Source organism: Paraburkholderia sp. BL18I3N2, from assembly GCF_003001875.1.
Lineage (GTDB): Bacteria > Pseudomonadota > Gammaproteobacteria > Burkholderiales > Burkholderiaceae > Paraburkholderia > Paraburkholderia phytofirmans.
On sequence record NZ_PVNC01000001.1, the window covers coordinates 18,811 to 44,734 of the forward strand.

The window sequence follows — 25,924 nt, forward strand, 5'->3', positions numbered from 1 at the left end:
CCGCGAAAACGAAAATCCCGCAAGCGGCAGTATAAGTCGTGAATCTTTCGTGGGATATAAATGTAAGGCGTGGCTTACACATTACTCCGAGCGATAGCGTCGCAGGTCCGCCGGGCTGATACGGCGGACCTGCGACACTCGATGCTTAAGCGCTCGTTAGTGAAGCGCGGCTGTCACATCATGGACACGCAAGTATCACTGACGCACGACGGCTGGCGGTTGCCAACTGCCGTCGGTGGCTTGCGGCTTGGGTGCGTACAGACGCAGCACGAGTTGCAGATCGGCACGCGGCGCCGGCAGCCAATTGCCGCTCTTGCTCCGAGTGGACGACACGGTCACGTCGAGCGAGCCGTCGCGATTGCGGCGCGCGCCATTGCGATCGCCCACCGCCAGACGCGCCGGCGCGCTTTCGCCGAGTGCGCCGTCCTTCGTGTAAGCGGTGATCGACCAGAAGCCGCGCACCGGCGGCAGTTGATTCGGCGCGAAGTGGATCACGTAGCGGTTTGCGCCATTGAGCGCGCGACCGTCGCTGTCCTGCGTGACGACCGCGCGAACTTCGTCGTCTTTCGTGCCGATGCCCGGTTGCGCATAAGCGGCATAGGCGCGCATCGCGTAGTCGGGGCCGTAGCTGCCCACGCCGTCACCGAACCAGTTCCAGCCGTTGCCGCTCAGCAAATTCGACGGCGGCGTGACGACGCGTTCGTGACCGTCGGCGAGACCGGCCGCGATGGCGTCCGGCGCTTTCGGCAGCTTGACGGGCTCGCCGGGCGTCACACCGAGGTCCGAGAGGAATTTGAGCGCATGCGGATCGGCCGGCGTCGGCGGATTGTCGGGCAAGGCCTGCGCGAGTCGCGTGAAGAAGCCGTTCGCGTCGAGCGCCGCGACTTGCGCGGCCGGCGTGCCGGCAGCGCCCGCGGCGGCGTCGGCGGCATTGCTGCGCGGCGGTGTGATCGAGGCGGAGCGGCCGTCGCCCGCGTAGACACTGAGCGGCGCGACGCGAATGGCGCGCTGCAGCTTACGGACTGCCGTCAGGTCGCGCGTGCCGTTCGACTGGATACGCACGCTCACCCACGCGTTGCGAGTCGGCACGTCGACGCGCTTCACACCCTTGGGCAAATCGCCTTGCCAACCCGGACCGACAAAGGCGATCGCCTGCGCCTTGATGCCGGCCGCGCGCGTGTCGAACTGCGAACTGGTCGACCACACCACGTTGGTCCACATGTCGAGCACGCGAGCGTCGACATAGCGGCCGTGTGAATCGGGCAGTGAAACGATCACCGGTTCGCTGCCGACGTCCAGCCAGCCGGTCGAGTCGAATGTATCGAGACTCGGCTGCATCGGATTGGACGCGCCGATCGGCGGCAATGCCTGTGCATGGCGCAGCGTATTGATGGGCGCCTGGCCTGGATTGGTGCCGACCGCCGCATCGCGCGCGACACCCATCAGCACGAGCGGGTAGCCGAATACGTACGAGTCGGCCACTTCGTCCTTGATCCACCCCGTGGATTTTTGTGTCGCGGTGGGGGTCGACGCGCAACCGGCCAGAAATGCGAGGCCCGCGAACGATGCGCAGGTCCAGTGAATCGAAAACAAAGCTCGGCGATTTTTTATCATTCGTTCAGGTGGCGGAACGTGTGGTCCTAAGGGAGACGCCGGCGTGCAACGAACCCTGTTTGCGCGGCCTCCCAAAGCCCAACGCAGCCAGTCCGCGATTCGCGATGCCGACAACATCGGGTTGTATCGTATCCTTGCTCACCAGGCAAGCGCAAAGGCAGGATTAGCGCCAGTTCCCGCCCGCAAGCCGCTTTTTTGCGGTACGGTTGACGTTTTTTGTTACGTCGCGCCGGCACCCCACCCCTCGGACGATTTTTCATCACTGCTCTTTCGCCCCCTCGTATCCGGAGCGCTTCATGTACATGCCCGCCCATTTCGAAGAGAACCGCCCAGAGGTTCTCCATCGCCTGATCGCCGAGCAGCCTTTCGGCGCGCTAATCACCAACGGGCCGAACGGACTCGATGCGAACCACGTGCCGTTCGAGTTCGAGGTCCCGTCCGCGGCCGGTGAAACGCACGGCATCCTGCGCGCTCACGTCGCACGCGCGAACCCTGTGTGGCAGGAAGCCGCCGCGAATCCGGAAGCGCTCGTGATCTTCCAGGGTCCGGCCGCATATATTTCGCCGAACTGGTATCCGAGCAAGCACGAAGCGCATCGGCAGGTGCCGACTTATAACTATATGGTGGTGCATGCTCACGGCCGCATCGTCGTGCGCGACGACGAGTCGTTCGTGCGCGGCCTGGTTGCGCGTCTGACGCGCAAGATGGAAGCCGGCGAACCGGTGCCTTGGAAAATGGGCGACGCGCCCGCCGACTTCATCTCGCAGATGCTCGGTGCGATCGTCGGCATCGAGATCGAGGTGACACGGCTGGTCGGCAAGTGGAAGCTCGGCCAGAACAAGGCTGCGAACGACCGCCGCGGCGCGGCCGAAACCCTGCTGGCGCGCTCGAGCGACGACCAGCAGGCCGTCGGTCAAGCCATGCTGAATGCGCCGCCGGCCTTCTGAGCGGGCGTTTCGGCGACGTGCGGGCGGCCTTGAAACGCGCCCTGCAATTCGTCCTTGACCTTCCCATCACGGGAAGGTCAATACTGGGTTCATGATGCGGCCCGATGCCGCCACGAGCCTTCCTACCATGACCGAACTTGCCAACCCGCAGCGCCCCGCGGACGCTGCCACCCCTTCCGCCCGGACCGCCGAACTCGACATCGGTGGGATGACCTGCGCCTCGTGCGCGCTGCGCGTCGAAAAAGCGCTCGCCAAAGTGCCGGGCGTCACGCGGGCGTCGGTGAATCTCGCTACGGAGCGAGCGCGCATTGAAAGCGACGCCAGCGTCGATCCCGAGACGCTCGCCAACGCCGTGCGCAAGGCGGGCTACGACGCCACGCTGTCCGCCTCGACCTCCACGGACACGCCTGCGCCCGTTGCCGAGACGCTGGAGTCCACAGAACTGGCGATCGGCGGGATGACCTGCGCTTCGTGCGCAATGCGCGTCGAAAAAGCGCTGGCGAAAGTGCCGGGCGTGGTCGGCGCGTCGGTGAATCTGGCGACCGAAACCGCAACCGTCAGTCTGGATGGCCCGGCCGCCGCGCCCGACGCGCTGATCGCCGCCGTCAAGAAAGCGGGCTACGAAGCGACCTTGATGGTGCCGCCGGATGCACCGGCGGCGGCCGATCATGCGGACCACGCTGCGCCCGCCGACCGCAAACGTGACCAGACCCGCCGCGAACTGGCCGCCGTGCTCGCCTCCGCGGTGCTGACGCTGCCGCTTGTTGCGCCGATGGTCGGCGAATGGTTCGGCCTGCACGCGATGCTCCCGCCGTGGCTGCAGCTCGCGCTCGCCTCGATCGTGCAGTTCGTGTTCGGCGCGCGCTTCTATCGCGCGGCCTATCGCGCCGTGCGGGCCGGCGCGGGCAACATGGATTTGCTGGTGGCGCTCGGCACGTCGGCGGCGTATGGCATCAGCGTGTACGAACTGGCGACCCATCCCGGCGACATGATGCATCTGTATTTCGAGGCGTCGGCGGTCGTGATCACGCTGGTGCGTTTCGGCAAGTGGCTCGAAGCGCGCGCCAAGCGCCAGACCACGGACGCTATCCGCGCGCTCAACGCGCTGCGTCCCGACCGCGCGCGCATCCGCGTCGGCGCCGACGAACGCGACGTGCCGCTCGCGCAGGTGCGGGTCGGCACGGTGGTGATTGTGCGTCCCGGCGAACGCGTGCCGGTCGACGGCGCGGTGCTCGAAGGCCGCACGCACATCGACGAATCGCTCATCACGGGCGAAAGCCTGCCGGTGCCGAAGCAGATGGCCGACGCGGTCACCGCCGGCTCGATCAACGGCGAAGGCGCGATTGCCGTGACGACCACCGCGATCGGCGCGGAAACGACGCTCGCGCGGATCATCCGCCTCGTGGAAAGCGCGCAGGCCGAGAAGGCGCCGATTCAGCGCCTCGTCGACCGGGTCAGCGAGATCTTCGTGCCCGCGATTCTGGCGATCGCCGCGCTCACGCTCGTCGGCTGGTTGATCGCCGGTGCTGGCGGCGAAACCGCGATTCTGAACGCAGTCGCCGTGCTGGTGATCGCGTGCCCGTGCGCGCTCGGTTTGGCCACGCCAGCGGCGATCATGGCAGGCACCGGCGTCGCGGCGCGGCACGGCGTGCTGATCAAAGACGCCGAAGCGCTGGAAACCGCGCATCGCGTGACGATTGTCGCGTTCGATAAGACTGGCACGTTGACGCTTGGCCAGCCGTCGGTGACGGCTTTCGAGCCGATTGGCGGCATTGGCCGCGATGAAGCGCTGGCGCTTGCCGCAGCGGTGCAACGCAATAGCGATCACCCGTTGGCACGGGCGGTGTTGAAGGCGCATGAAGCCGCAGCGACGAACAGTGGCGATGGGACGGCGGCGGACGCTGGCGGTGTGATGGCAGCGAGCGCTGGCGGCGCGCTGGCGGCCAGCGCCAGCGGTGCAGTGGCGGCGAGCGCCGGCGGTGCGGTGGCGACGGACACTGGCGGTGCGGTGGCGTCAGGACAAGTCCCGCAGCAGCATGCGAGCGCCGCGCGCGCGATCGCAGGCCGCGGCGTCGAAGCGGACGTTGACGGACGCACACTGGCGCTCGGCAGCACACGTTGGCTCAATGAACTCGGCATCGACCTGTCGCCGGAACTCGCCGCTCGCGCTCACGAGCTCGAAGCCGCCGGCAACACCGTCTCCTGGCTCATGCAGCGCAATCCGCAAGCGCCTGCGGCACTCGCCTTGATTGCTTTCGGCGACACCGTCAAGCCGACCGCACACGCCGCCGTCGAACGGCTCGCGCAAATGGGCATCAAAAGCGTGCTGGTCACCGGCGACAATCGCGGCAGCGCGGCTAGCGTGGCGAAGGCGCTCGGCATCGACGAATTCCACGCTGAAGTTCTGCCCGACGACAAGGCCCGCGTGATCCGCGACCTGAAGATCCGCAGCGCCGGCATCGTGGCCATGGCGGGCGACGGCATCAACGACGCGCCCGCTCTCGCCGCCGCCGACATCGGTATCGCGATGGCGACCGGCACCGACGTCGCCATGCACGCGGCCGGCATTACCCTGATGCGCGGCGATCCGGCGCTCGTGGCCGACGCCATCGACATCTCGCGCAGGACGTGGCGCAAGATCCAGCAGAACCTGTTCTGGGCGTTCGTTTATAACCTGATCGGGATTCCGCTGGCCGCCTTGGGCTTGCTGAACCCGATGCTCGCTGGCGCGGCAATGGCGTTTTCGAGCGTGAGTGTGGTGACCAACGCGCTGTTGCTGCGCACCTGGCGCGGTGCGCAGGATCGTTCGGCTCGCTGAGCGAACGCGGAGAGATGTCATGCAGGCGGCAACGCCGATTTCGGGCGTCGTCACCGACGCTCTGTGGCTGCCCGCCCGGCGCGGCGCGCAAGTAGATCGACGCACTGAGCGGACGTAGACAGAAATACCGAGCACACGGCGGGGCCAATTTGCAGCGTCGTCACCAACGCGCCATTGCTGCGCGCCCCGTGCGGCGCGCAGCGCAGCGCAGTTCGGCACACTGAGCGCGCCGCGTACCAGAACGCTCCCCTGCCAGCAGAACCAATTACGAAGTGCTTTCGAATCCCTAAAGAAAGCGGACGCCGTGGCCGTAAACAAGTCGTCGATGCCGGGCATGCCTACGCATGGCTCATGCAGTACTTGTCCCCTTTACTCCACAAAAACGTCCATGGAATTTCTCTCTTTGCGCCGCGCCAGCGTCGGCGCGCGGCTCGCCATTCTTTCGTGCGTACTGGTGGCGTTGATTTTCGCCGCGTTCACGTGGGCGCTCACCCGCACCGCCGGCCAGCAGATCAGCGATCAGGTGCTCGAACGCATCGCCGATAAGGACCGCTCGATCGCCGCGATGATCAAGCTGTTCGACAAAGCCTTGTCGAACGAGGTCGATCGCTCGATGTCGCTGTTCGCGAGCTTCCTGCCCACCGGCTACACGCTCGACGAAACCCAGAAGGTCGACATCGGCGGCGTCGCCACGCCGACCATCAAGGCGGGCGACAAAGTCCTGAACATGGACTTTTCCATCCCCGATCTGTTTCTCGAACGCAGCGGCGCGGTCGCCACGATCTTCGCGCGCAGCGGCGATGATTTCGTGCGCGTCACCACGTCGCTGAAGAAGCAGGACGGCTCGCGCGCGATCGGCACGCTGCTCGACCGCAAGGCGCCGGCCTACGCGCTGCTGGTCGCCAACAAGCCTTATACGGGACTCGCCGCGCTCTTCGGCAAACGTTTGATCACGCAATACCGGCCGATCACGGACGCAAGCGGCCGCGTGATCGGCGCGCTGTTCGTCGGCGTGAATGTGGACAAGGAAATCCAGTCGGTGCAGGACGGCATTCGCAATCTGAAGATCGGCGACAGCGGTTATTACTTCGTCGTGAATGCGTCGAATGGCGCAGAGCGCGGCAAGCTGATCGTGCATCCGGCCGCTGCGGGCCAAAACGCCGACAACGCGAACGCGCCGTATCAGCAAATGCTCGACATGAAGGAAGGCCAGCTCGAATACACTTCGGCCGATGCGACACTCGGCGAACGCGGCTCGCGCGACAAGTTCGTGTCGTTCGTCACCGTGCCGGAATGGCAATGGCTGGTGGGCGGCGTCGCGCCGCGCGACGAAGTGATGGCCGACGTCATCACCACGCGCAACGAATTCCTGCTGCTCGGCCTGGTGCTCGTCGGCGTATTCGCCGCCGTGTTCCTGTTTGCGGTGCGGCGCCTCGTGAGCCGCCCGCTGGACGAAGCCGCCAAGGCGTCCGAACGATTCGCCTCGGGCGATCTGAGCGTGCGCGTCGCAAAAGGCGCGAACGCGCGCGCCGATGAAATCGGCCGCCTGATGCAGTCGATCGACGGCATCGGCGAAGGTCTCGCGCGCATCGTTTCGCAAGTGCGCAATGCATCGACGGATATGTCGCACGGCACCGAAAAGATCGCCACCGGCAGCGGCAATATTGCCGCGCGGATCGCCACCCAGGCGAGCAGTCTCGAGGAAACGGCGGCCAGCATGGAAGAGATCACCTCCACCGTGCAGCAGAACGCCGACCACGCCGCGCAAGCCAACACGCTCGTCACGCGCGCCGCCGATGCCGCGCTCGAAGGCGGCCGCGCTGTTGAACGCGTGGTGTCGACGATGGGCGAGATCAGCCGCTCGTCACAGAAGATCGCCGAGATCACGAGCGTGATCGAAGGCATCGCATTCCAGACCAACATCCTCGCGCTGAACGCAGCGGTGGAAGCGGCGCGCGCTGGCGAGCACGGCAAGGGCTTCGCGGTCGTGGCCTCGGAAGTGCGCGCGTTGGCGCAGCGCAGCGCGGCTTCGGTGAAGGAGATCGAGAGCCTGATCGCGACATCCACGGCGACTGTGCAAAACGGTTTCCAGATCGCCGAAGAAGCCAGTTCGACGATGCAGGGCATCGTTCAACAGGTCGGCCAGGTGCGGGCGATCATGGGCGAAATCAGCGTCGCCTCGCGCGAGCAATCGGGCGGCATCGAGCAGGTGAATCTCGCCGTCACGCAGATCGGCGAAGCCACGCAGCAGAACGCGACGATTGTCGGCGAGGCCGAACTCGCGGCGGCCGAGTTGCGCGATCAGGCGGCGCGTCTCGCGCAAGTGGTCAGCGTGTTCAAACTGGGAAGCGGGCGCGATTGAGGCGCAGTGGTTACGGCGCGGTATGGCTCGCCACGCTGAACGCCGCCCGCTGTTGCGGCAGTGTCGCCGCTCGGCTTCTTCAGAACTCGACGTCCAGCTCGTCGATCTCCTCCACCTCCAGTTGCGCGTCGGCGATCCACTCCTGCATCTCGGGCAGCGCCATGATCCGCTGTCCGTATTCGACGATCTCCGGATCGAGTTTGACGTCGTAGGTCACGAAACGCGTCACCACAGGCGCGTACATCGCGTCAGCCGCGGTGCGCTCGCCGAACAGAAACGGCCCGCCGTACTGCTTCAGACAATCGCCCCAGATCGTCACGATCCGATCGATATCCGACTGCGCCCGCGCCCACACCTTGAAGCCCGGAAAGTGCGCTTTGAGGTTCATCGGCAGAGCCGAGCGCAGCGAGCCGAATCCTGAATGCATCTCGCCGCAGATCGAGCGGCAATGCGCGCGGGCGCGAATATCTTCGGGCAGCAGTTTCGCGTCCGGTTTCAGTTCGTTCAGGTATTCCGCGATCGCCAGCGTGTCCCAGACCTTGATGCCGTCGTGCACGAGGCACGGCACCAGGATCGACGGCGACAGCAGCAGGAGTTCGGCGCGTGCCGCGGGATCGTCGATCGGCATCACGATCTCTTCAAAAGGCAAACCGCTGAACTTGGTCAGCAGCCAGCCGCGCAACGACCACGACGAATAGTTCTTGCTGCTGATGGTGAGCGTGGTATTCGCCATACGATCCTCCTCCAGATGAGGCGCTCGGTCGGCGCCTGACGCCATGCGTGCACGTTGCCGTGCGCGCTCGCACCAAAGCGCGGCAAATTCGGCCCGTTCTCCCGACTCGCGCAAATGCTATGCCAACGTGAGGGCACGGCTGCGCCAGTGCGTATGCATGCATGGCACATGACTTGCCTTTATTTGCGCTCCTTCCTCTTCAGCATTCGTGCGAAGGTTATGAACCTGTTCGCATATCCCACATACCAGGCTTTCGCCGACATGATGCTGCCGATGCGGCACGGCGCGGCACTGGTGAATCATTCGCTCGACGCATGGTCTGCGTTCGGCGAAACGTCGCATGGACGCTCGATCCGCGCGGCCTGCGAGTTGTTGACGCTGGCCGGACTCACGCCCGTGCGGCCGCCGTTCCAGATCGACAGCGTGATATCGGAAGGCAAATCCGTGGCGGTCGTCGAGGAAATCGCGGCGCACACGCCGTTCTGTTCGCTGCTGCATTTCCGTAAGGAGACGCCGCCGTCGGCGCCGCAACCCCGCGTGCTCGTGATCGCGCCAATGTCCGGCCACTTCGCGACGCTGCTGCGCGGCACCGTGCGCACGATGCTGGCCGAACACGACGTCTACATCACCGACTGGCACAACCCGCGCGACGTGCCGCTAAGCCAGGGCCGCTTCGGCTTCGACGAATTCGTGCAGCACGTGATCGACTTCACCGAAACGATCGGCCCCGGCGCGCATCTGCTCGCCGTCTGCCAGCCGACCGTCGCCGCGCTGGCCGCGGTCGCGCTGATGGCCGCCGACGATCACCCCGCGCAACCGGCGAGCATGACGCTGATGGCCGGTCCGCTCGACACGCGTATCAACCCAACGCGCGTCAACGAACTCGCCAAAAGCAAACCGCTGGAGTGGTTCGAGCAGAAGCTGATCAGCGCGGTGCCGTTCGGTTTTGCGGGCGCGCATCGGCGCGTGTATCCGGGCTTCATGCAGTTGACCGCGTTTATGGCGATGAATCTAAACCGCCATCTCGACTCGTTCGAGACGATGCATTACGAGCGCGCCAAAGGCGATCCAGCGAAAGCCGACACGATCCGCACGTTCTATGAAGAATACTTCGCGACGATGGATCTCACCGCCGACTTTTATCTGGAAACCGTCGACACGGTTTTTCAGCGTCATGCACTGCCGTTGCATGCGCTCGAAGTGAAAGGGCGTCTCGTCGAACCGTCGAAGATTCGCCGCACCGCGTTGCTTACCGTCGAAGGCGAGAAGGACGATATCTGCGCCGTCGGTCAGACGCTCGCCGCGCAGGACATGTGCGACAAGTTGCGGCCGTATTTGAAGACGCATCACGTGCAGACCGGCGTCGGGCACTATGGCGTGTTCAATGGACACCGCTGGGAGCGGCACATCTATCCGCGCGTGCGCGCCGTGATCTACGACAACGAACCGCGCGCGGTGCTGGTGAGTTCGCGAGCGCGCACGATTCAGCCGGTGCCAGCCGCGACGGCTGCTGAAGTCACTCCAGCAGCGCCGGCGGCAACGGCGGTGGTCGATGTGGAAGTGGATGCGGCGCCAATGGATGCTGCGAACGGAACTAGCACCACGTCAAGCGCCGGTTCGGCTGCGGCCATCAAGCCGCAGGCGGCGGCGCGCACTCCGCGTAGACGGCCGCCTGCGGCGCAATGAGTTGTTGTTCGGAAGCGCGCGGCGGCTGCCTGCTTGGTCGATTGCGTAGTACCCGCTACTCAAGCGCGCGGCCGCCTTCCACGTTCGCTAAGCCGCAGCGCTCTTCCAGGGCGTCACTGTCGGCACGTCGCACGGCCCTTCGACTTCGATCGATTTGAAATCGGCCGGCGAGACGATTTCGATGTACTCCATATCTTCCGAGTAGTCGAACAGATAGTGGACGATGCCCGGCGCCTGATGCACGCAATCGCCGGCGGCGACGAGCGTCTCTTTGTCGCCATACATGAAGCGCGCCCAGCCCTTCAACATGATCACAATGTGGAAATCGGCCTCATGACGGTGCCAGCCAGTGCCTTGCTCTGGTGCGTGGTTCGCTTTGACGAGTTGCGCGAGCACCTTGCCGCCGGTCGCCTGCGCGATACCCAAATCGCGGTACAGAAAAAAGTCGCGTAAGCCCTGATCCTCATAGGACGTGTCTTGCGGACGGACATGACTGAATTGCGTGGCGAATTCGGTGGACATGATCGCGCTCCTCGCGAGTGAGCCGGCAGTTGAAAACGACGCGTTGGAGCGTCGGTTGCAAGCATCAAGCGCGCCAGTATGCGGGCGCTGCTTTTTGCTTTTGCGCGATTCGGAGGCGATGCCGTGAATGTCGCGCCATCTGGCGTGGCGCGACGTAGTTTTCAGCGCTGTGCTGTCTATGCGGTCGGGCGGAACATCTGGAACATGTCGCCGATTTCCGCGTAGTCGGCGCGGTAGCCGGCGCGCATGATCGGCTGCGCGGCGTGCGTGTCGAACAAGCCGTCTTTCAGATACGCCTCGTTGATATGCACGCCGACCACTTGCCCGAGCGACAGATAGTTGTCCATCGGCGTGCCGTCGAGCGTATGCAGCCGCACCACTTGCAGCAGCTTGCATTCGAGCGCAGCCGGCGATTCCGCGACGTGCGGTACGGCCACGTTGCGGCCCGGCGCGGGAGTGAGTCCCGCGAGTTCGAATTCGTCGACGTGCGGCGGAACGGGCGCCGACGAGCGGTTCATCTGCTCGGCGAGCGGTTTGGTCGCCAGATTCCAGACGAACTCGCCGGTGGCTTCGATGTTGGCGACGCTGTCTTTACGGCCTTCGCTGCAGAAACCGATGATCGCCGGAAAGCTGGCGAACGCGCTGAAGAAACTGTACGGCGCGAGGTTCAATGTGCCTGCGGTGTCGCGCGAGGAGATCCAGCCGATCAGACGCGGCGCGACGATGGCTTTGAACGGATCGTGCGGGAGGCCATGGCCGGTGGCGGGGTCGTAGAAGTAGTGGGGCATGGAGATTGGGGGCCTTGCAGATGGAGCGAGACGGCATTTATACCGCAGAGCGGCGCGGGCTGCTGGGCGTGCCCTGGTAGCGAGGCTTCTCGTGACGCCGCACTTTTAAGCCTCGCCATTTTCGCGTCAATCAACCGCGACTAATCACACGCTTGCGCCCTTGCTTCACCTGCTCCAGATGCGCGTCGTCCCAGTCATGGAAACCCGCGCCGCTGCGCACGCCCACACGCCCTGCTTCGACCTGCTCGCGCAATAGATCGAGCACGTCTTCGTCTTTGGCCAGCTCCGGCATCAGGTGGGAAGCGATATCGAGGAAGGTGTCGAGGCCGCCCATGTCCGCGCCTTCGAACGGTCCAACGATCCCCCAGCGGCGACCCAAGGATGCCTTCATCACGCGATCGACCACGTCCGGCGTCGCCGCGCCCGAGCGCACGATATGCAACGCCTCGCGCAGCACCGCGAACTGCAACCGGTTGCCGACGAACCCCGGAATCGCTTTCGCCAGCACAACGGGCTCCATACCGATCGCACTCATCAACGCAGCGGTCTGCTGCGTCACTTCGGGCGCGGTCGCCGTGCCCGGCACGACTTCGACGAGCGGAATCATGTGCGGCGGATTCCAGAAATGCGCGATCACAAAGCGGTCTTTCGCGCGCAATGGGGTGGCCAGTTGATCGGGGTGAAAACCGCTGGTGTTGCTCGCGAGAATCGCGTCGTCGGCCAGCAACTGGGTCAGCGCCGCATACACGCGATGCTTCAGTTCGAGGATCTCGGGAATCGCTTCGATCACGAATTGCGCCGATGCCATCACGTCGAGTGCTGCATGCGTTTCAATGCGCGCCAGCGCCGCCTGTTTGGCCGTCGGGTCGATGCGCCCGGCGTCGATCAGTTCGTCGAGCACCGCTTGCGCTTTCGGCGCGACGCTCGCGAGACGCGCCGGATCGACATCGTGAACGATCGTCCTGTATCCGTGCAATGCGCTTTGCGTCGCAATGCCGACGCCCATCAACCCCGTGCCCACTACGCCAATCACTGCCTTGTCCAAGCCGCTCTCCTGCTGCCGTCGATAAGAGCGTTCAAGCATAGCGCAGCAAGCCGATTCGTAAGCTCGAACGTGACAAAGCCGGTCTTCCGCGAGGAAGGACCGGCTTTGTGGAATTCAGGCCGACGCCGCGTCGTGCGGCGCCGTCACGCGCGAATTAGTAGCGCGGGGGCGGGCGATGGTCGTCGCGGTGATGCGGATCGTAGTCGTGCGGATGATGGCGCATCCACTCGTCGTGGGCCCAATAGCGATGGCCGTCATAGTAACGATCGCCGTGCCAGCCGATATTGATCGACACGCCCACCGGCATCATGTGCGGTCGACCGTAGACCGCCGGTCCCGGGCCGTTTTCGACGACCACGCGTTCTTGAGCGAATGCGCTGCCGGCCGCGAGCAATGCGCCGCCTGCCAGCAAGGTTGCGATGATCGAACGCGATGTCTTGTTCAAGGTTTTCATAGTGACCTCCCATCAAAGTTTTGTATCAAGCCGGCGGCCGTGCTCGAGCTCGACCTGGACCTGCACCTTCAGGCTCGAACCAGACGCCGTACGCTTGAGACCAACTTTAGCGGCGCAAACCGCATGAAGACGTGAGCACTTGTAAGCGCACATTTCATAGAAAGAGACGGACGGCCAAAGCGCATTTTGCCCGTCTCGCCCTGCCTGCGAAGCCATGCGCCATGACTGGACCCTGTGGGCCCGGCGGCCATCTTTGATGGCTCCGTTACATCCATTTCGGCCGGGAAATATTCGGAGCCGGGGCCCGAGCGGCGGAAACGAGCCTGAAAAACAAAAAGCCACGGTACGCGTTTCGCGGACTGTGGCTTCAACAGTGATGCGATGCGCACCCGAAGTGCGCGCCCGTACGCGGTTGCTCCGCGCTTGGGCCGGTACGGCTTTGCTTTTAGTCGCTCAGCTTGACGCCGAACAACGTAGCTTGTGCTCTGCGCACGCGCTCTGCTTCGCGGCTACGCGCTTCGTACGAGTAGTCCGAATCCAGCGGCAGATGGGGCGACGCAAAGAGGTCGCTGACCTTTTGGAACATTGCAAAAATGAAGCTCATGGCGACTCCCGGTTAGTTACTGCATTTGCTAGGGTTTTCCCTTAAGAAGGATTATAGGGTTTTCCCTAGGCAAAAGCTAGTGCAATGCAGCAATTTTTCGGCGTGATGCTTTGTCGCGGGTATTTTTCGCATGCTGCGTTGCATCATGACAACGTCCCTGTTTTTGATTTTCAGGGTCACAAGGGTCTACCTCTGTAGCGGGCTAGTCGCCCGCTTTCTGCTGCGCACGAACGTTGGCTTTCGCTGTTGCCTTGCGGAAGCGGGCTATGGCGGCGTCGACGGGTATGGTGCCGCCCCGTCCGCACGTGTCAACGTCGCGTTGGCGGACGCTGGTAGCTGAGTGGTGGGCGGTGGGCGACGCGCGATGGGCGGCGGACGCCGGACAGCAATAGAAAAGTGAATCACCGCAACCGGCTTGTCGCCGGCGCGGCGCTCACTGACTGTCAGTGCGGGGTAGCCGCTTTCTGCTTATGTACATGCTGTGCTCGCGCTGCGCGCCTCGCGTGCGCTGCCGTCGCGGCGGCTTGCTGTGGCGCGGCGGGCGCTGTCGCGGCCGCGTCGGAAGCGGCATTGGCGGCGGCTGCGGTCGCCATCGCCATGTGCGTGTCGAGCAAACTGGCCATAGCTGCCTGCTGGTTCTGCATCATCTGCTCGATGCGGTGCTGCTGGGCGGTGGTCTCGCGCGTGAGGCGCATCAGCAGCACGGTTTGCGTGATGCCGATCGCAACCGTCATCAGCAACGCGCCCACCACGATCGACAGCATCCATTTCATGCGCCTTGAATGATCGGTCGCGGCGTGGCGTTGATCGGCGATCACGCCGTACAGCGCGTCGACAGTATCGGCGAACGCGGTCGCCCGCAGGCGATCGAGTTCTGGCGCGGCGCGCAGCGCCGCCGCGGCCGCTTCGGCACGCCGGGCTTCCCGCCAAGGCGTGGCGGACGCCGATGCATCCATCGACGCCTCCGACGCCGTGCTGTTCGGCGCGGCGATTTCAGCTTCCGTCGGCGCCCTATGCTGGTTCGGCACCGCGCCCGGCTTTGACCCTTCAGCAGCAGCGCCCTGTTGTGCCGACGCCGGTTCTTCCGTTGTGCCCGTCACGTTGGCCGCGACTGCGGCCGGTTCTTGCGAAGCCGATACCGAAGCCGCACCAGAAGCCGAAGCCGCCTTGGCAAAAGTCGCCGCGAAGCGTTGCGGCGCCTTGCCACCGCCGGCGTTCGACGCAGCCGCCGCACCGCCCGTCGCATCCGGCTCAGCCGCCTGGCGCAGCGCGGTCACGCTGCGCGCCACGGTCGCCGCCGCCATCGCCGGGGTAAACGGCGCCGATGCATCGCGCGCCGGTGCCGCCGATTTCTCTTCGGCAGACGCGGTTGTGTCCGCTGCCGGTTTCGCATCGCCCGAAGCCGGTTCGCCAGCCGGCGATGCCGCCACCACCAACGGCTCGATTTCGAGCCCGCTCAATAGCGCATTGACCGGAACCGGTTGGTCATCGGCCTTAGCCACGCGCGGCGCACGACGCGTAGCCCGCGCGTCCACCGCCAAACCATCGCCGCCATCGATCGCGCCGACCGCGGCCAACACCACGTCAGGCAATTCGAAACCATGCAGCGTACCTTGCCGGATGTCGATATTCATCGCTTCCAGCGTGGCGCGGGTGGGATCGTCGGGGAACAGGTCGAGCGTGCTGTCGTCGCGGGAGGCGTCGCTCAGTTGCGCGAGGCGTTGTGCGGAGCGCGCGGCGCGCGCCAGCTTGTTTTCAGTTTCGGTCGGGACGGTGGCCTGGCGGCGCTTCTTCGAAGCGGCGCGTTGAGGCCGGGACTGCATGGATGCTGCGGAATCTGCCATAGAGAAAAGAGCGGTCGTCGCCGCAAAGCGGGCGCCGAGCACCGCTCGTCAATGCCGTTGGAATTTTTCGAGACCGCATTGTCGCATGGCCGCCCGCGCCCGCCGAAGCCATTCGGCGACGATTTTCGTTTTCAGGAAGTCGCGTCGTCCTGCCGGAACTGCTTGACGCCGCGCAGTTGCCGCAAGCGCCCGCAGATCGCCTCATATTCGGTATTCGATACGCGATGCAAGGTGATCACCACTTCATCGCACTCGGGCGCGTCCTCGCTTTGCTGCATCACGAACTGCTTGACGCGCGGGCTGGCGGCGCCGAGTTCGTCGTGCAGCGAGTGGAACGTCATGGCGCCGCGCTCAACGATCATCGTCAGTTGGCGCCGTTGTTTGACCGTGATGAAGCGGCGCTCGAGCGGCTTGATGCCGGCCAGGATAATCAGAATGATGATGGTCGCCGCGATCGCCGCCGTGTACAGCCCGCCGCCGACCGCGAGACCGATGGCGGCCACCGACCAGAGGCTCGCCGCCGTCGTCAGTCCGCGCACGATCTCGCCACGCAGCAGGATCGAGCCCGCGCCGAGAAAGCCGATTCCCGACACCACTTGCGCGGCCATCCGCGAAGGATCGAGCACGACGTGGTCGCCTTTCAGGACTTCCGCAAAACCATAGGCCGAGACAATCATGATCAGTGCCGAACCGACGCACACCAGCATGTGCGTGCGCAGCCCCGCGGCCCACGAAAGCCGCTCCCGCTCGAAGCCGATGACGCTGCCGAGCGCGGCGGCCACCATCAAACGGGCGACGAGTTCGAGATTCCCCAGCATTGTTCTTCCTCCTTATCGGAAATTATTCGAAGTAGTTTCCGCACGGGTGACGCAGTGCCAGTGTGAGTCGTTTGCTTTATGCTAGGCCGCACATCGCGAGGCGGTTCGCACGGCTTGTCGCTATCCTGATTTTGCGGTTGCCGGTTTGCAAAAACAGGTAGCATCCACGCTCGTCGACACGTTCGCCAACAATTGCGCCGCGCTGAAATTCAGGCCACGGACACGACAACCAAGTCCGCCGTCGCCTGGCTTCGAAATACCCTGTTCGCCCCATTTGACTATGCAGAGCATGAACCCACCCGCCGCTTCCACCACCGCACTCGCCGCCGGTCTGCGCGATCACTTCACAGGCGTGGTGCTGCCGATCTGGCGCGGCCCGGGTTTCAACACCGCACTGAAGCTGCCCTACGAAGCGGTCAGCGCGGAAGATCATCAGCCGCTGCCCGCCGAGCGTTACCGGGCCATGGCCTGCGCGCGACAATTGTTCGTGTTCTCGCAAGCAGGCGACGCAGCCCATGCGCGGGTGTTGTTCGACTCGTTGATGCACACCTTTCAGGACACGCGCCACGGTGGATGGTTCTACAGCGTGGATGCGCAAGGGGCACCGCTCGACACCACCAAGGACCTGTACACGCACGCGTTCGTGGTGTTTGCGTGCGCGGAGTATGCCCGGCGCTCAGGCAATCACGACGCGCTGGAAATCGTGCATCGCACGTCCGCGCTGATCCAGTCGAACTTCGCCGCCGAGGACGATCTGTTCAACGCCGCACTGACCGCGGACTTCGCCGGCGTGACGGGCACGCCGATCCAGAACCCTTTGATGCACCTGACCGAAGCCTGGCTGGCCGCTCGCGAAGCCACGCACGACAACGCTTTCGACGCCGCGCTGCGGCGTCTCGCCGGCGCGGTCGCGCAGCGCTTCGTGCATGCGCCCACGGGCTGCATCGCCGAATTGCCGATCGGCGCGGACGACAACCGTCTGGAACCCGGGCATCAGTTTGAATGGTTCTGGCTGGTGAAACACGCGGGCGCCGTGTTCGAAGACTCGGGTCTCGCCGAAGCCATGCCGCGTGCCTTCAGCTTCGCGCAGCAACATGGCGTGGACCGGGAAACCGGCGGCGTGTACGCCTCGCTCGACGAAACCGGCCGGATCAAGGACGCGACTCAGCGGATCTGGGCCCAAACCGAATATCTACGCGCGCTGGCAAGCCATGACGAACCGTCGGCGCGCGCCGCGCTGCCCCGGCAAATCGAACTGTTCCAGCAACGGTTTCTGCGGCAGCAGGGCTGGTTCGAATGCAAAACGCCGGCGGGCGAAGTGGCGCGCGCCGACATGCCGTCGACCACGCCCTATCACCTCGCCACCGCCTACGAGGCGTTGCCGGCCTGAACGCCGCCGGCTAGGCCAAACAACGGCCGTGCGCCTGGAACTCCGCTAGCCATTCGTGCGGCCATGGCCAAAAAACTCGCCGAACCTTGGTATCGACCTCCGCCTGCGGACGAAATCTGCCCGCTCTGCGGCCGGCCGATCCCGGCGAGCCAACGCGATTTGCATCACTGGGTGCCGAAAACAAAAGGCGGCAAGGAAGTCGCCGCTTTGCACCGCATCTGCCACCGCCAGCTCCACGCGCTGTTCACGGAAGCCGAGCTGGCGCAACGCTATTCGACGGTCGAGGCGCTCCTCAGCGACGAGGCGGTCCGCACTTTCGTCCGCTGGGTTCGCACCAAGCCGAACGACTTTTACGAGCGCACGCGCCGCAGTGGGCGCAAAGGGTGAGGCCGAAAAACGGCCAGCGACCGGACCGATCGCGAAGCCGGCTGAACGCCGGCCGCGATCTCACGACGCCACGCGGACACAAAAGCCGACCGCCCGGTCGATCAATACTCTTCGCGCTGCCAGGGGCTCCAGCCGCTGTCGGCCGATTTAAAACGCATATAAGTTGCGCTGTGCCCGGTGGGGGTGTCCGACGTGTCGCCGCGCGGCTTCTGATCGGTGACGTGGAGGGCGAAAGCCTGACGGTCTTCGGTATCGACGGTGATACGGCCGACCGGGTCCGGGGCGCCTTGCTGAGGTGATTTAGACTCCAATATCGCCAGATAGGGGGTCAAACGACTCCAGAACGAGGTAAGTTCTTCTTGCAAATAATGTGTCAATGTCTTTCCTGGAAGAGTAATACCAGCAGTTTACCCTACCCGCGGGAACAGCCTTCCAATTGCTTTCCGGGCCTCAAAAAGACCGGAGCGGGGGAATACCCGAATACTGGTTGGTTGGCGTCCGTCATTAAGACGTGATACAACTCCTACTTCGCGCTCGATCTCGTGTTGAGAAATAGCGGTCGCGAATGCAACACACAACATTTACTGGATTAAAAATGGCAACAGGTACTGTGAAGTGGTTTAACGATGCAAAGGGCTTTGGCTTCATCACGCCGGACGACGGCGGCGAAGACCTGTTCGCGCACTTTTCGGAAGTTCAAGGCAGCGGCTTCAAGTCCCTGCAGGAAAACCAAAAGGTGACGTTTGAAGTTAAGCAAGGCCCGAAGGGCAAGCAAGCTGCGAACATCCAGCCGGCCTAAGTACCGTCAGGTACGTTGAGGCACCCTTAGGCGCTTGCGTCTAATGCAAAATGGCCCGCTTCGGCGGGCCATTTTCTTTGTCTGTCGTTTTCTTTTTGAGCGCTTTTGCGAGCTAGATTGCGCGCATACCGGACAACGAAAAATCGGCCGATTGACTTCGCGCTTCGTCGATTTGTTGCATCCGCAACACAGATTCAGAAATTTCGAAGACGGAAACGGCCTGCTTCAATTGCTGCGTCTGCTGATGCAGCGAAGCCGCCGCCGCTGCAGCCTCTTCGACGAGCGCCGCGTTCTGCTGCGTCATCTCATCCATCTGCACCACCGCCTGATTGACCTGCTCGATGCCCGTGCTCTGTTCGAGCGACGACGCGCTGATCTCCGCCATCATCTGCGTGACGCGCGAAATCGAGGCGGACACGTTGCTCATCGCTGAGCCGGCGTGCTCGACCAGTGCCGAACCGCCCTGAATCTCGGCGACCGATTCGCTGATCAGCGTTTTGATTTCCTTCGCCGATTGCGCGCTACGCTGCGCAAGGCCACGCACTTCGCCCGCCACCACGGCAAAGCCGCGCCCTTGCTCGCCCGCGCGCGCCGCTTCGACGGCCGCATTCAGCGCGAGGATGTTGGTCTGGAAGGCAATGCCGTCGATCACCGAAATGATCTCGGCAATCTTGTCCGAGCTCTGCGCAATGCCGCGCATCTTGTCGACCACCTCGTTGACCACTTCGCTGCCGCGCGAGGTCGCCTCAAGCGCGGTCTCGGCGAGCGCGTTGGCCTCGCGGGCGTGCTCGGCGTTCTGGCGCACGGTAGCCGTCAACTCCTCCATGCTCGACGCGGTTTCTTCGAGCGACGCCGCCTGGTTTTCGGTGCGCGCCGACAGATCCGCGTTGCCGGTCGCGATTTCATCGGCGCCGAGGTGGATCGAGTCGGCGGATTCGCGCACGGTCTGCACGGTGCGCGCCACGCTCGCCTGCATTTTCGCGAGGCCCGAGAACAATCGGCCGATTTCATTGGTGCCGCGCGCGGCGATAGGTTGGTCGAGACGGCCTTGCGCGATCCGGTCGAAGTGACGGCCCGCTTCTTCCAGCGGCGCCACCACGCCGCGGCGCAGCGCCGCGTACACGGCGAACGTGCCGGCCACCAGCGCCAGCAGGATCACGATGCTGACGGCACGGAAAGTCGCCATGCGCGTATCGATCGAGTCGAGCGACGCACGGCTCGCAGCGTTGCCGAACTGCACGAAGTTATGCGACTCGCCGAGGTACGCGTCCTGGAACGACTGCGTCGGCTGATCCAGGAAGGCCTGGATGTTGTTCGAATCGAGAAACTGCACCAGCTCCGCGAGCGCGTCGTGCAGCTTCTTGTAGCGCTCGGCGAGCGCGGCGGCGCGGGTGCCGTTTTCGTCGCCGGTCTTCGGCGCGCTCATGAAGGCCGCGAACGACTGGTCGGCAGCCGTCAACTGTTCGCGGGCGTGCTGCACGATATCCGTCGGCTCGGAGCCGCCGCGCACCATGCGCGTCCCGGCGCGCGAGAGGTTGATGCGCGCGTCCATCAAATGCTGGGTCGTTTCGTTGACCTCGTCCACCTGCTTCAGGGCGATGTTCGACAGATCGCCCACGTCGTCATGCGTGCGCGTGAGCGACCAGAACCCCAAACCCACTGTGACAAGCTGGAAAACGCAGAACGCGGCCAGAACACACAACAGGCCGGATGCGACCTTGATCTTGCTGAACATCGTGAATACCTGAAGACAGAGAATGACGGGAGCTACGTCAGGGTTAACGGCATACGCGCGTCGCGCTTGAGGCCAATTCCACTAAAGATCGTCTTACGCCCCCTTTTCATCGGTCAACGTCACCATTGCAATCAATTCGCGCAACAATGCACCGCACGAATTGCCGATTCACCTTGACGCGGTGCGTGCGCGCTTCCTAGAGTGGGTAGGACTGCACGACGCAGGCCAGTGCAGATTGCCACCGCGGGCCACGCCCGAAGGAATCACAATGACCGACCTCCTCGACCGGGCGCGCGGCGCACTGCATGCCCAGCCGTTCAGCATGCTGTTAGGCGCAGAGTTGATGCACACGAGCACCAGCGAACTCACGCTGAGCCTGCCGATCCGCGACGAGTTGCGGCAGCAGCACGGCTTCGTGCATGGCGGCGTCATCAGCTATCTCGCCGACAATGCGCTGACCTTCGCGGGCGCGCTGCTGCTCGGGCCGAAGGTCGTGACCGGGGAATACAAGATCAATTATCTGCGGCCGGCCATCAACGGCACGCTGATCGCTCGCGCGAAGGTCGTCTACGCGGGTCAGCATCAGGCGACCTGCCAATGCAACGTCTATGTGATGGAAGGCAACCGCGAAAAGCTGATTGCCGTCGCGCAAGGCACGGTCAACCGGATCAGCGAGAACGGCGAGCACGAACACGCGGGCTGACGCCACCGCGCCGGTCGGCTAAAGCACATCGCGCGGGCATGAACGCGCTTGTCCACGTTTCGTCATTTAGCTAATATACGAAACGTTATCGATCCAAGGCTCCGTTCCGCACCGCTTCATGACAGACGAACTCACCCGCATCAACGCGCTCGCCAACGCAAGCCGCCTCGCGGTCATGCGCTGGCTGAAAGAGCCGACGCGGCATTTCCCGTATCAGGACCACGCCGATATCGAAACGGTCGGCGTGTGCTGCACATTCATTACCGACAAGCTCGGCATTGCGCCCGCCACCACCACGCGTCACATGCGCATCCTTGCCGATGCGGGACTCGTGCGCGCACAGCGGATCGGCAAGTTCACCTACTACAAGCGCATTGACGCCGAATTGCAGAAGCTCGGCCGCGACCTCGCCAATCTCTAGGCGCGTGGCCTTCTTCAGGCTGCCGCGCCATCACGTTATCGATACTTGAAGGAACCACATGAACGAACTTGCTCTGATTGCCGATGCCGACCGACGCGCGCACGCTTACCTTGCCGACATCGGCAAGCGCCGGGTGTTTCCGGACGCGGCCGCGCTCGCGCAACTCGCCGCCTTCGACGAAGCCTTCCCGCAACACGGCCATGCGCCCGCCGACGTGCTGCGTCTGCTCGACGAAAGTGGTTCGCCCGGCACGGTTGCGTCGAATGACCCGCGCTACTACGGCTTTGTGATCGGCGCAGTGCTGCCGGCGGCCGCGGCGGCCGAGCGTCTGATGGGCGCGTGGGATCAATGCGCTTCGACTTTCGACAACTCGCCGGTCGCGGCCACGCTGGAGAAAATCGCGGCGCGCTGGGTGCTCGACGCGCTGGATCTGCCGCGCGAAGCGGCGATCGGCTTCGGCACCAGCGCGACGGCGTGCACGCTCGTTTGCGTCGCGGCTGCACGGCGTGCGCTGCTCGCGCGCAAGGGTTGGGATTTCGACAATGACGGCTTGAACGGCGCGCCGCCTGTGCGCGTCGTGATCTCCGAGATGGCCCACATCACGGTGAAGAAGGCGCTGCGCGTGCTCGGCTTCGGCATGAAGCGCGTGATTAGCGCGCCAGCCGATGAGCATGGCCGCATCGACCCCGCGCAGCTACCGCCGCTCGACGATATGACGATCTTCTGCGTACAAGCCGGCGAAGTGAACACCGGTGAGTTCGATCCATTCGCGGAATTGATTCCGCGCGCCAAAGCGGCCGGCGCGTGGGTTCATGTGGATGGCGCGTTCGGTCTGTGGGCGCGGGCATCGTCGAAACGGGCGCTGACCGATGGCATCGACGGCGCCGACAGTTGGACCACCGACGGCCACAAGTGGCTCAACACGCCCTACGACGGCGCCATGGCGATCTGCCGCGACGCGCAGGCGCTTTCATCGGCGATGAACAGCGACGCGGTCTATCTGACCGGCGCGCACGACGCGCAGAAGAACGTGAACCTGGAGTTCTCGCGCCGTGCGCGCGGCATTCCGATCTGGGCAGCGCTGCGTTCGCTCGGACGCAGCGGCGTGCAGGAGATGGTGGACCGGCATTGCGCACAGGCTGCGCGGATCGCCGAGGGTCTGCGTGCCGCGGGCTTCGAAGTGGTGAATCGCGTCGTGCTGAACCAGGTGCTGGTACGTGCGACGACCGACGCGCAGACTGCCGCGATTCGCGAAGCGGCGCAGGCGTCGGGCGAAACGTGGTTCGGTCAGACTGTCTGGCAAGGGCGGCCGGCGTTTCGCATCAGCGTGTCGTCGTGGCGCACTGAAGATGCTCACGTCGATCAGTTAGTGGCGCTGCTCGCAAGGCTGCTCGCCGAACACGGCGACTGAGCAGCACGCCGAAGACACGCGTGGCGATTATTTAGTGGCGCCGCGCGTGGGGCCGCTCGCCGAACACGGCGGCTGGGCAGCACGCCGAAGACGCGCATGGCGATTATTTAGTGGCGCCGCAGACGACGCTGCCCACCGAACACTGCGACTGAGCCGCGTGCCGAAAACATGGGCGGCAGCGGTTTAGCCGCACTCTCGACTGCGAATGGAGAGCGACGCGCGTAAGCTGCAGCGGCAGCGGCACATACAAAAAAGCGGCTCCTGCTTGTTGCTGCAGGAACCGCTGTTCTTCATGCCCCGCGAAGCCCGCAGGCGCGAATCACTCCGCCGCGTACGTCTTCTGCGTTTGCTCGCCCAGCCCTTCAATACCCAGGCGAATCGTCTGACCCGGCTTCAGGAACACCGGATTCGGCTTCACACCCATGCCGACGCCCGGCGGCGTGCCAGTCGAAATCACGTCGCCCGGTTGCAGGCTCATGCACTGCGACACATAGGAAACCAGTTTCGCGACGCCGAACACCATCGTCTTCGTGCTGCCATTCTGATAGCGGTGGCCGTCCACTTCGAGCCACAGGCTCAGGTTCTGCGGATCGGCGACTTCGTCGCGCGTGACGACCCACGGGCCGATCGGGCCGAACGTGTCGAAGCCCTTGCCCTTGTCCCACGTGCCGCCCTTTTCGATCTGCCATTCGCGTTCCGACACGTCGTTGATCACGCAGTATCCGGCGACGTAATCAAGCGCGTTGGCTTCGTCGATATATTTCGCCGGCTTGCCGATCACCACGCCCAATTCGACTTCCCAATCGGTTTTCTTCGAGCCGCGCGGAATTTCAATGTCGTCGTTCGGGCCGCAAATCGCGCTGGTCCACTTGTTAAAGATGACCGGCTCGGCGGGCACCGGCAGATTCGATTCAGCCGCGTGATCCGCGTAATTCAAGCCGATGCAGATGAATTTGCCGATCTTGCCGACGCACGGACCCATGCGCGGATTGCCTTCGACCAGCGGCAGCGAAGCCGGATCGAGCGCGCGCAGTTTGGCGAGACCTTCGTCGGTCAGCGCGGCGCCGTCGATATCGCCGACCACTTTCGACAGATCACGAATCTTGCCTTGCGCGTCGAGCAAGCCCGGCTTTTCCTGGCCCTTCGGCCCATAACGAAGCAGTTTCATCCTGGCACTTCCTTTCAGTGGTGTTCGGTTCGTGGTTCAGCTTGGGTCGGCATAGATCAGTTCGACCAGCCGCCGTCGATCACATGCGCATGGCCCGTGGTAAACGACGACTCGTCGGACCCGAGATACAGCGCCAACGCGGCGATCTCTTCCGGCTTGCCGATGCGGCCCATCGGCTGACGCGCGACAAAGGCGGCCTGCACGGCGTCCAGCGTCGCGCCTTGCGCCTGAGCCTGCGCGACGATCCGCTGTTCGAGCGACGGCGAAGCCACCGTGCCCGGGCAGATCGCGTTACAGCGTACACCACGCGTGATGAAGTCCGCAGCAACGGACTTGGTCAGCCCGATCACCGCGGCTTTGGAAGCGCTGTACGCAAAGCGGTTCGGCACGCCCTTCACGCTCGACGCCGCCGACGACATATTGATGATCGAGCCGCCGCCTTTTTCCAGCATGGCAGGCAGGAACGCGCGGATCATGCGGTACATCGCCTTCACGTTCAGGTCGAAGGCGAAGTCCCAATCCTCTTCGCTGCATTCGAGAATATTGCCCGCGTGCACGAAGCCCGCGCAGTTGAACAGCACGTCGACCGCGCCGATCTCGGCCGCTAGCGCCTTGATCGCCGCGTCGTCGCGCACGTCGAGCTTGCGCGCTTCGACCGGCTTGCCGGCGAGTCCGTCGATGCGGATATCCGTGGCGATCACGCGCGCGCCTTCGCGCGCGAAGAGTTCGGCGGTAGCGAGTCCAATACCTTGTCCTGCCGCCGTGATCAGGGCCGTCTTGCCGGCCAGTCTTTGTGTCATCTACGACTCCAGTTGAATGGGCTGTTGCTTGTCTCTTCCAGAAATCACAATCGATAAAACGCGGCGGCATTGCCGCCGAAAACCGCGTCGCGCTCGCCGTCGCTCAACGACGTGAGCAAGGTGTTCGCCACCGAATGCCAGAGCAGATAGTCGCCGTTCAGATCGAGCACCGGCCAGTCGCTGCCCCACATCAAACGCGCCGGACCGAAGGACTTCAGCAGATGCTCGACATACGGGTGCAGCGTCTCCTCGGTCCAACCACGCGACGCCTCGGTGACGAGGCCCGACAGTTTGCAATGCACATGCGGCAGTTGCGCGAGCCGCGTGATCGCGTCGGCCCAGCTTTGGTAACCCGCGCGTCCATAGCGGATGGGCGGCTTCGCCCCATGATCGACGACGATGCGCAACGCTGGAAAGCGCGTCGCGAAAGTTTCAAACGGCTCGACGTGACGCGCGTAAATCAACGCGTCGAAGGCGAGGTCGTGTGCGATTAGCGCTTCGATTGCCGGCGCGAGATCGGGGTTCGCGATCCACGTATCGTCCGGCAAATCCTGCAGCATCGGCCGCACGCCTTTGAACTTCGGCTCATGCGTCAGTGCTTCGATCACCTGCGGCGCCGTGGGCAGCAACAACGGCACCCAGCCGACCACGCCCGCAATCGACGGCTCATGGCGCGCCAGGTCCAGCAAATAACGCGTTTCGTCGATGGTCGGCGCTGCCTGCACCACCACCGTCCGTTCGATGCCCGCGCGTTCGCGCAACGGCGCGAGATCCTCCGGGCCGAACGTCCGGTACAGGATTTTCAGTTCCGGCGTGAGCCACTCGTAATCGCCACGAGCGGGATCCCAGTAGTGCTGGTGGGCATCGATATGCAT

At 64.1% G+C, this 25,924-nt stretch carries 24 protein-coding genes; 10 read left to right on the forward strand and 14 right to left on the reverse strand.

Features of this window, described 5'->3' with window-relative positions; all coding sequences use genetic code 11:
- Positions 1-195 precede the first annotated feature (195 nt).
- Positions 196-1,614 carry a DUF1254 domain-containing protein gene (locus B0G75_RS00075; protein ID WP_106299489.1) on the reverse strand — a complete coding sequence of 473 codons (1,419 nt, stop codon included), beginning with the start codon at positions 1,612-1,614 and terminating at the stop codon, positions 196-198.
- Positions 1,615-1,910: 296 nt separating this feature from the next.
- Between B0G75_RS00075 and B0G75_RS00080 the strand changes: the two genes are divergently transcribed.
- From B0G75_RS00080 to B0G75_RS00090, 3 genes are all read left to right on the forward strand, one after another.
- Positions 1,911-2,561 (forward strand): FMN-binding negative transcriptional regulator, encoded by a 651-nt coding sequence (locus B0G75_RS00080; protein WP_106299491.1) that lies wholly within the window; start codon positions 1,911-1,913, stop codon positions 2,559-2,561.
- A gap of 127 nt (positions 2,562-2,688) precedes the next feature.
- Positions 2,689-5,379 carry a heavy metal translocating P-type ATPase gene (locus B0G75_RS00085; RefSeq protein WP_106299493.1) on the forward strand — a complete coding sequence of 897 codons (2,691 nt, stop codon included), beginning with the start codon at positions 2,689-2,691 and terminating at the stop codon, positions 5,377-5,379.
- Positions 5,380-5,767: 388 nt separating this feature from the next.
- Positions 5,768-7,741, forward strand: a complete 1,974-nt coding sequence (locus B0G75_RS00090) for a methyl-accepting chemotaxis protein (RefSeq protein WP_106299495.1) — start codon at positions 5,768-5,770, stop codon at positions 7,739-7,741.
- A 79-nt stretch (positions 7,742-7,820) separates the two neighbouring features.
- On the opposite strand, the gene B0G75_RS00095 is transcribed toward B0G75_RS00090, so the two are convergent.
- Positions 7,821-8,474 (reverse strand): glutathione S-transferase family protein, encoded by a 654-nt coding sequence (locus B0G75_RS00095; protein ID WP_106299497.1) that lies wholly within the window; start codon positions 8,472-8,474, stop codon positions 7,821-7,823.
- Between the two features lie 219 nt (positions 8,475-8,693).
- On the opposite strand from B0G75_RS00095, the gene B0G75_RS00100 reads away from it, so the two are divergent.
- The gene (locus B0G75_RS00100) at positions 8,694-10,160 is read left to right on the forward strand and encodes a polyhydroxyalkanoate depolymerase (protein WP_106301701.1); all 1,467 of its coding nucleotides are present in this window, start codon (positions 8,694-8,696) and stop codon (positions 10,158-10,160) included.
- A gap of 87 nt (positions 10,161-10,247) precedes the next feature.
- Here B0G75_RS00100 and B0G75_RS00105 read toward each other — a convergent pair whose 3' ends face one another.
- From B0G75_RS00105 to B0G75_RS00130, 7 genes are all read right to left on the reverse strand, one after another.
- Positions 10,248-10,682: a cupin domain-containing protein gene (locus B0G75_RS00105; RefSeq protein ID WP_106299499.1), complete on the reverse strand. Its 435-nt coding sequence runs from the start codon at positions 10,680-10,682 to the stop codon at positions 10,248-10,250.
- Positions 10,683-10,858: 176 nt separating this feature from the next.
- Positions 10,859-11,470 carry a flavin reductase family protein gene (locus tag B0G75_RS00110; protein WP_106299501.1) on the reverse strand — a complete coding sequence of 204 codons (612 nt, stop codon included), beginning with the start codon at positions 11,468-11,470 and terminating at the stop codon, positions 10,859-10,861.
- A gap of 130 nt (positions 11,471-11,600) precedes the next feature.
- Complete coding sequence (locus B0G75_RS00115; protein WP_181309130.1) at positions 11,601-12,554, reverse strand: 3-hydroxyacyl-CoA dehydrogenase family protein; 954 nt, start codon at positions 12,552-12,554, stop codon at positions 11,601-11,603.
- 115 nt (positions 12,555-12,669) lie between these two features.
- Entirely contained in the window at positions 12,670-12,969 is a 300-nt protein-coding gene (locus B0G75_RS00120; RefSeq protein ID WP_106299505.1) for a hypothetical protein, read from the reverse strand.
- 445 nt (positions 12,970-13,414) lie between these two features.
- Entirely contained in the window at positions 13,415-13,573 is a 159-nt protein-coding gene (locus B0G75_RS40440) for a hypothetical protein (protein WP_181309131.1), read from the reverse strand.
- A gap of 443 nt (positions 13,574-14,016) precedes the next feature.
- Positions 14,017-15,417 (reverse strand): hypothetical protein, encoded by a 1,401-nt coding sequence (locus B0G75_RS00125; RefSeq protein WP_106299507.1) that lies wholly within the window; start codon positions 15,415-15,417, stop codon positions 14,017-14,019.
- A 131-nt stretch (positions 15,418-15,548) separates the two neighbouring features.
- On the reverse strand, positions 15,549-16,235 hold the full coding sequence (locus tag B0G75_RS00130; protein WP_106299509.1) for an MgtC/SapB family protein: 687 nt from the start codon (positions 16,233-16,235) through the stop codon (positions 15,549-15,551).
- 280 nt (positions 16,236-16,515) lie between these two features.
- Between B0G75_RS00130 and B0G75_RS00135 the strand changes: the two genes are divergently transcribed.
- Together B0G75_RS00135 and B0G75_RS00140 are read left to right on the forward strand one after the other, a co-directional pair.
- Positions 16,516-17,625 carry an AGE family epimerase/isomerase gene (locus tag B0G75_RS00135; protein WP_106299511.1) on the forward strand — a complete coding sequence of 370 codons (1,110 nt, stop codon included), beginning with the start codon at positions 16,516-16,518 and terminating at the stop codon, positions 17,623-17,625.
- A 63-nt stretch (positions 17,626-17,688) separates the two neighbouring features.
- Complete coding sequence (locus B0G75_RS00140) at positions 17,689-18,012, forward strand: HNH endonuclease (protein WP_106299513.1); 324 nt, start codon at positions 17,689-17,691, stop codon at positions 18,010-18,012.
- A gap of 101 nt (positions 18,013-18,113) precedes the next feature.
- Here B0G75_RS00140 and B0G75_RS00145 read toward each other — a convergent pair whose 3' ends face one another.
- The gene (locus tag B0G75_RS00145) at positions 18,114-18,389 is read right to left on the reverse strand and encodes a hypothetical protein (protein ID WP_106299515.1); all 276 of its coding nucleotides are present in this window, start codon (positions 18,387-18,389) and stop codon (positions 18,114-18,116) included.
- A gap of 218 nt (positions 18,390-18,607) precedes the next feature.
- On the opposite strand from B0G75_RS00145, the gene B0G75_RS00150 reads away from it, so the two are divergent.
- On the forward strand, positions 18,608-18,811 hold the full coding sequence (locus B0G75_RS00150) for a cold-shock protein (protein WP_007178724.1): 204 nt from the start codon (positions 18,608-18,610) through the stop codon (positions 18,809-18,811).
- 112 nt (positions 18,812-18,923) lie between these two features.
- On the opposite strand, the gene B0G75_RS00155 is transcribed toward B0G75_RS00150, so the two are convergent.
- The gene (locus B0G75_RS00155; protein WP_106299517.1) at positions 18,924-20,546 is read right to left on the reverse strand and encodes a methyl-accepting chemotaxis protein; all 1,623 of its coding nucleotides are present in this window, start codon (positions 20,544-20,546) and stop codon (positions 18,924-18,926) included.
- A gap of 268 nt (positions 20,547-20,814) precedes the next feature.
- Here B0G75_RS00155 and B0G75_RS00160 point away from each other — a divergent pair, with 268 nt between their 5' ends.
- From B0G75_RS00160 to B0G75_RS00170, 3 genes are all read left to right on the forward strand, one after another.
- Positions 20,815-21,249 (forward strand): PaaI family thioesterase, encoded by a 435-nt coding sequence (locus B0G75_RS00160; protein WP_106299519.1) that lies wholly within the window; start codon positions 20,815-20,817, stop codon positions 21,247-21,249.
- Between the two features lie 118 nt (positions 21,250-21,367).
- Positions 21,368-21,670: a helix-turn-helix transcriptional regulator gene (locus B0G75_RS00165; RefSeq protein WP_106281679.1), complete on the forward strand. Its 303-nt coding sequence runs from the start codon at positions 21,368-21,370 to the stop codon at positions 21,668-21,670.
- A gap of 58 nt (positions 21,671-21,728) precedes the next feature.
- Positions 21,729-23,081, forward strand: a complete 1,353-nt coding sequence (locus tag B0G75_RS00170) for a pyridoxal-dependent decarboxylase (protein WP_106299521.1) — start codon at positions 21,729-21,731, stop codon at positions 23,079-23,081.
- A 319-nt stretch (positions 23,082-23,400) separates the two neighbouring features.
- Here the strand turns inward: B0G75_RS00170 and B0G75_RS00175 are convergent, their stop codons facing one another.
- From B0G75_RS00175 to B0G75_RS00185, 3 genes are read right to left on the reverse strand one after another with little or no spacing between them, the layout of a single operon-like run.
- The gene (locus B0G75_RS00175) at positions 23,401-24,249 is read right to left on the reverse strand and encodes an ureidoglycolate lyase (RefSeq protein WP_106299523.1); all 849 of its coding nucleotides are present in this window, start codon (positions 24,247-24,249) and stop codon (positions 23,401-23,403) included.
- 56 nt (positions 24,250-24,305) lie between these two features.
- Positions 24,306-25,049, reverse strand: a complete 744-nt coding sequence (locus tag B0G75_RS00180) for an SDR family oxidoreductase (protein WP_106299525.1) — start codon at positions 25,047-25,049, stop codon at positions 24,306-24,308.
- Between the two features lie 44 nt (positions 25,050-25,093).
- Positions 25,094-25,924: an amidohydrolase gene (locus B0G75_RS00185; RefSeq protein ID WP_106299527.1), complete on the reverse strand. Its 831-nt coding sequence runs from the start codon at positions 25,922-25,924 to the stop codon at positions 25,094-25,096.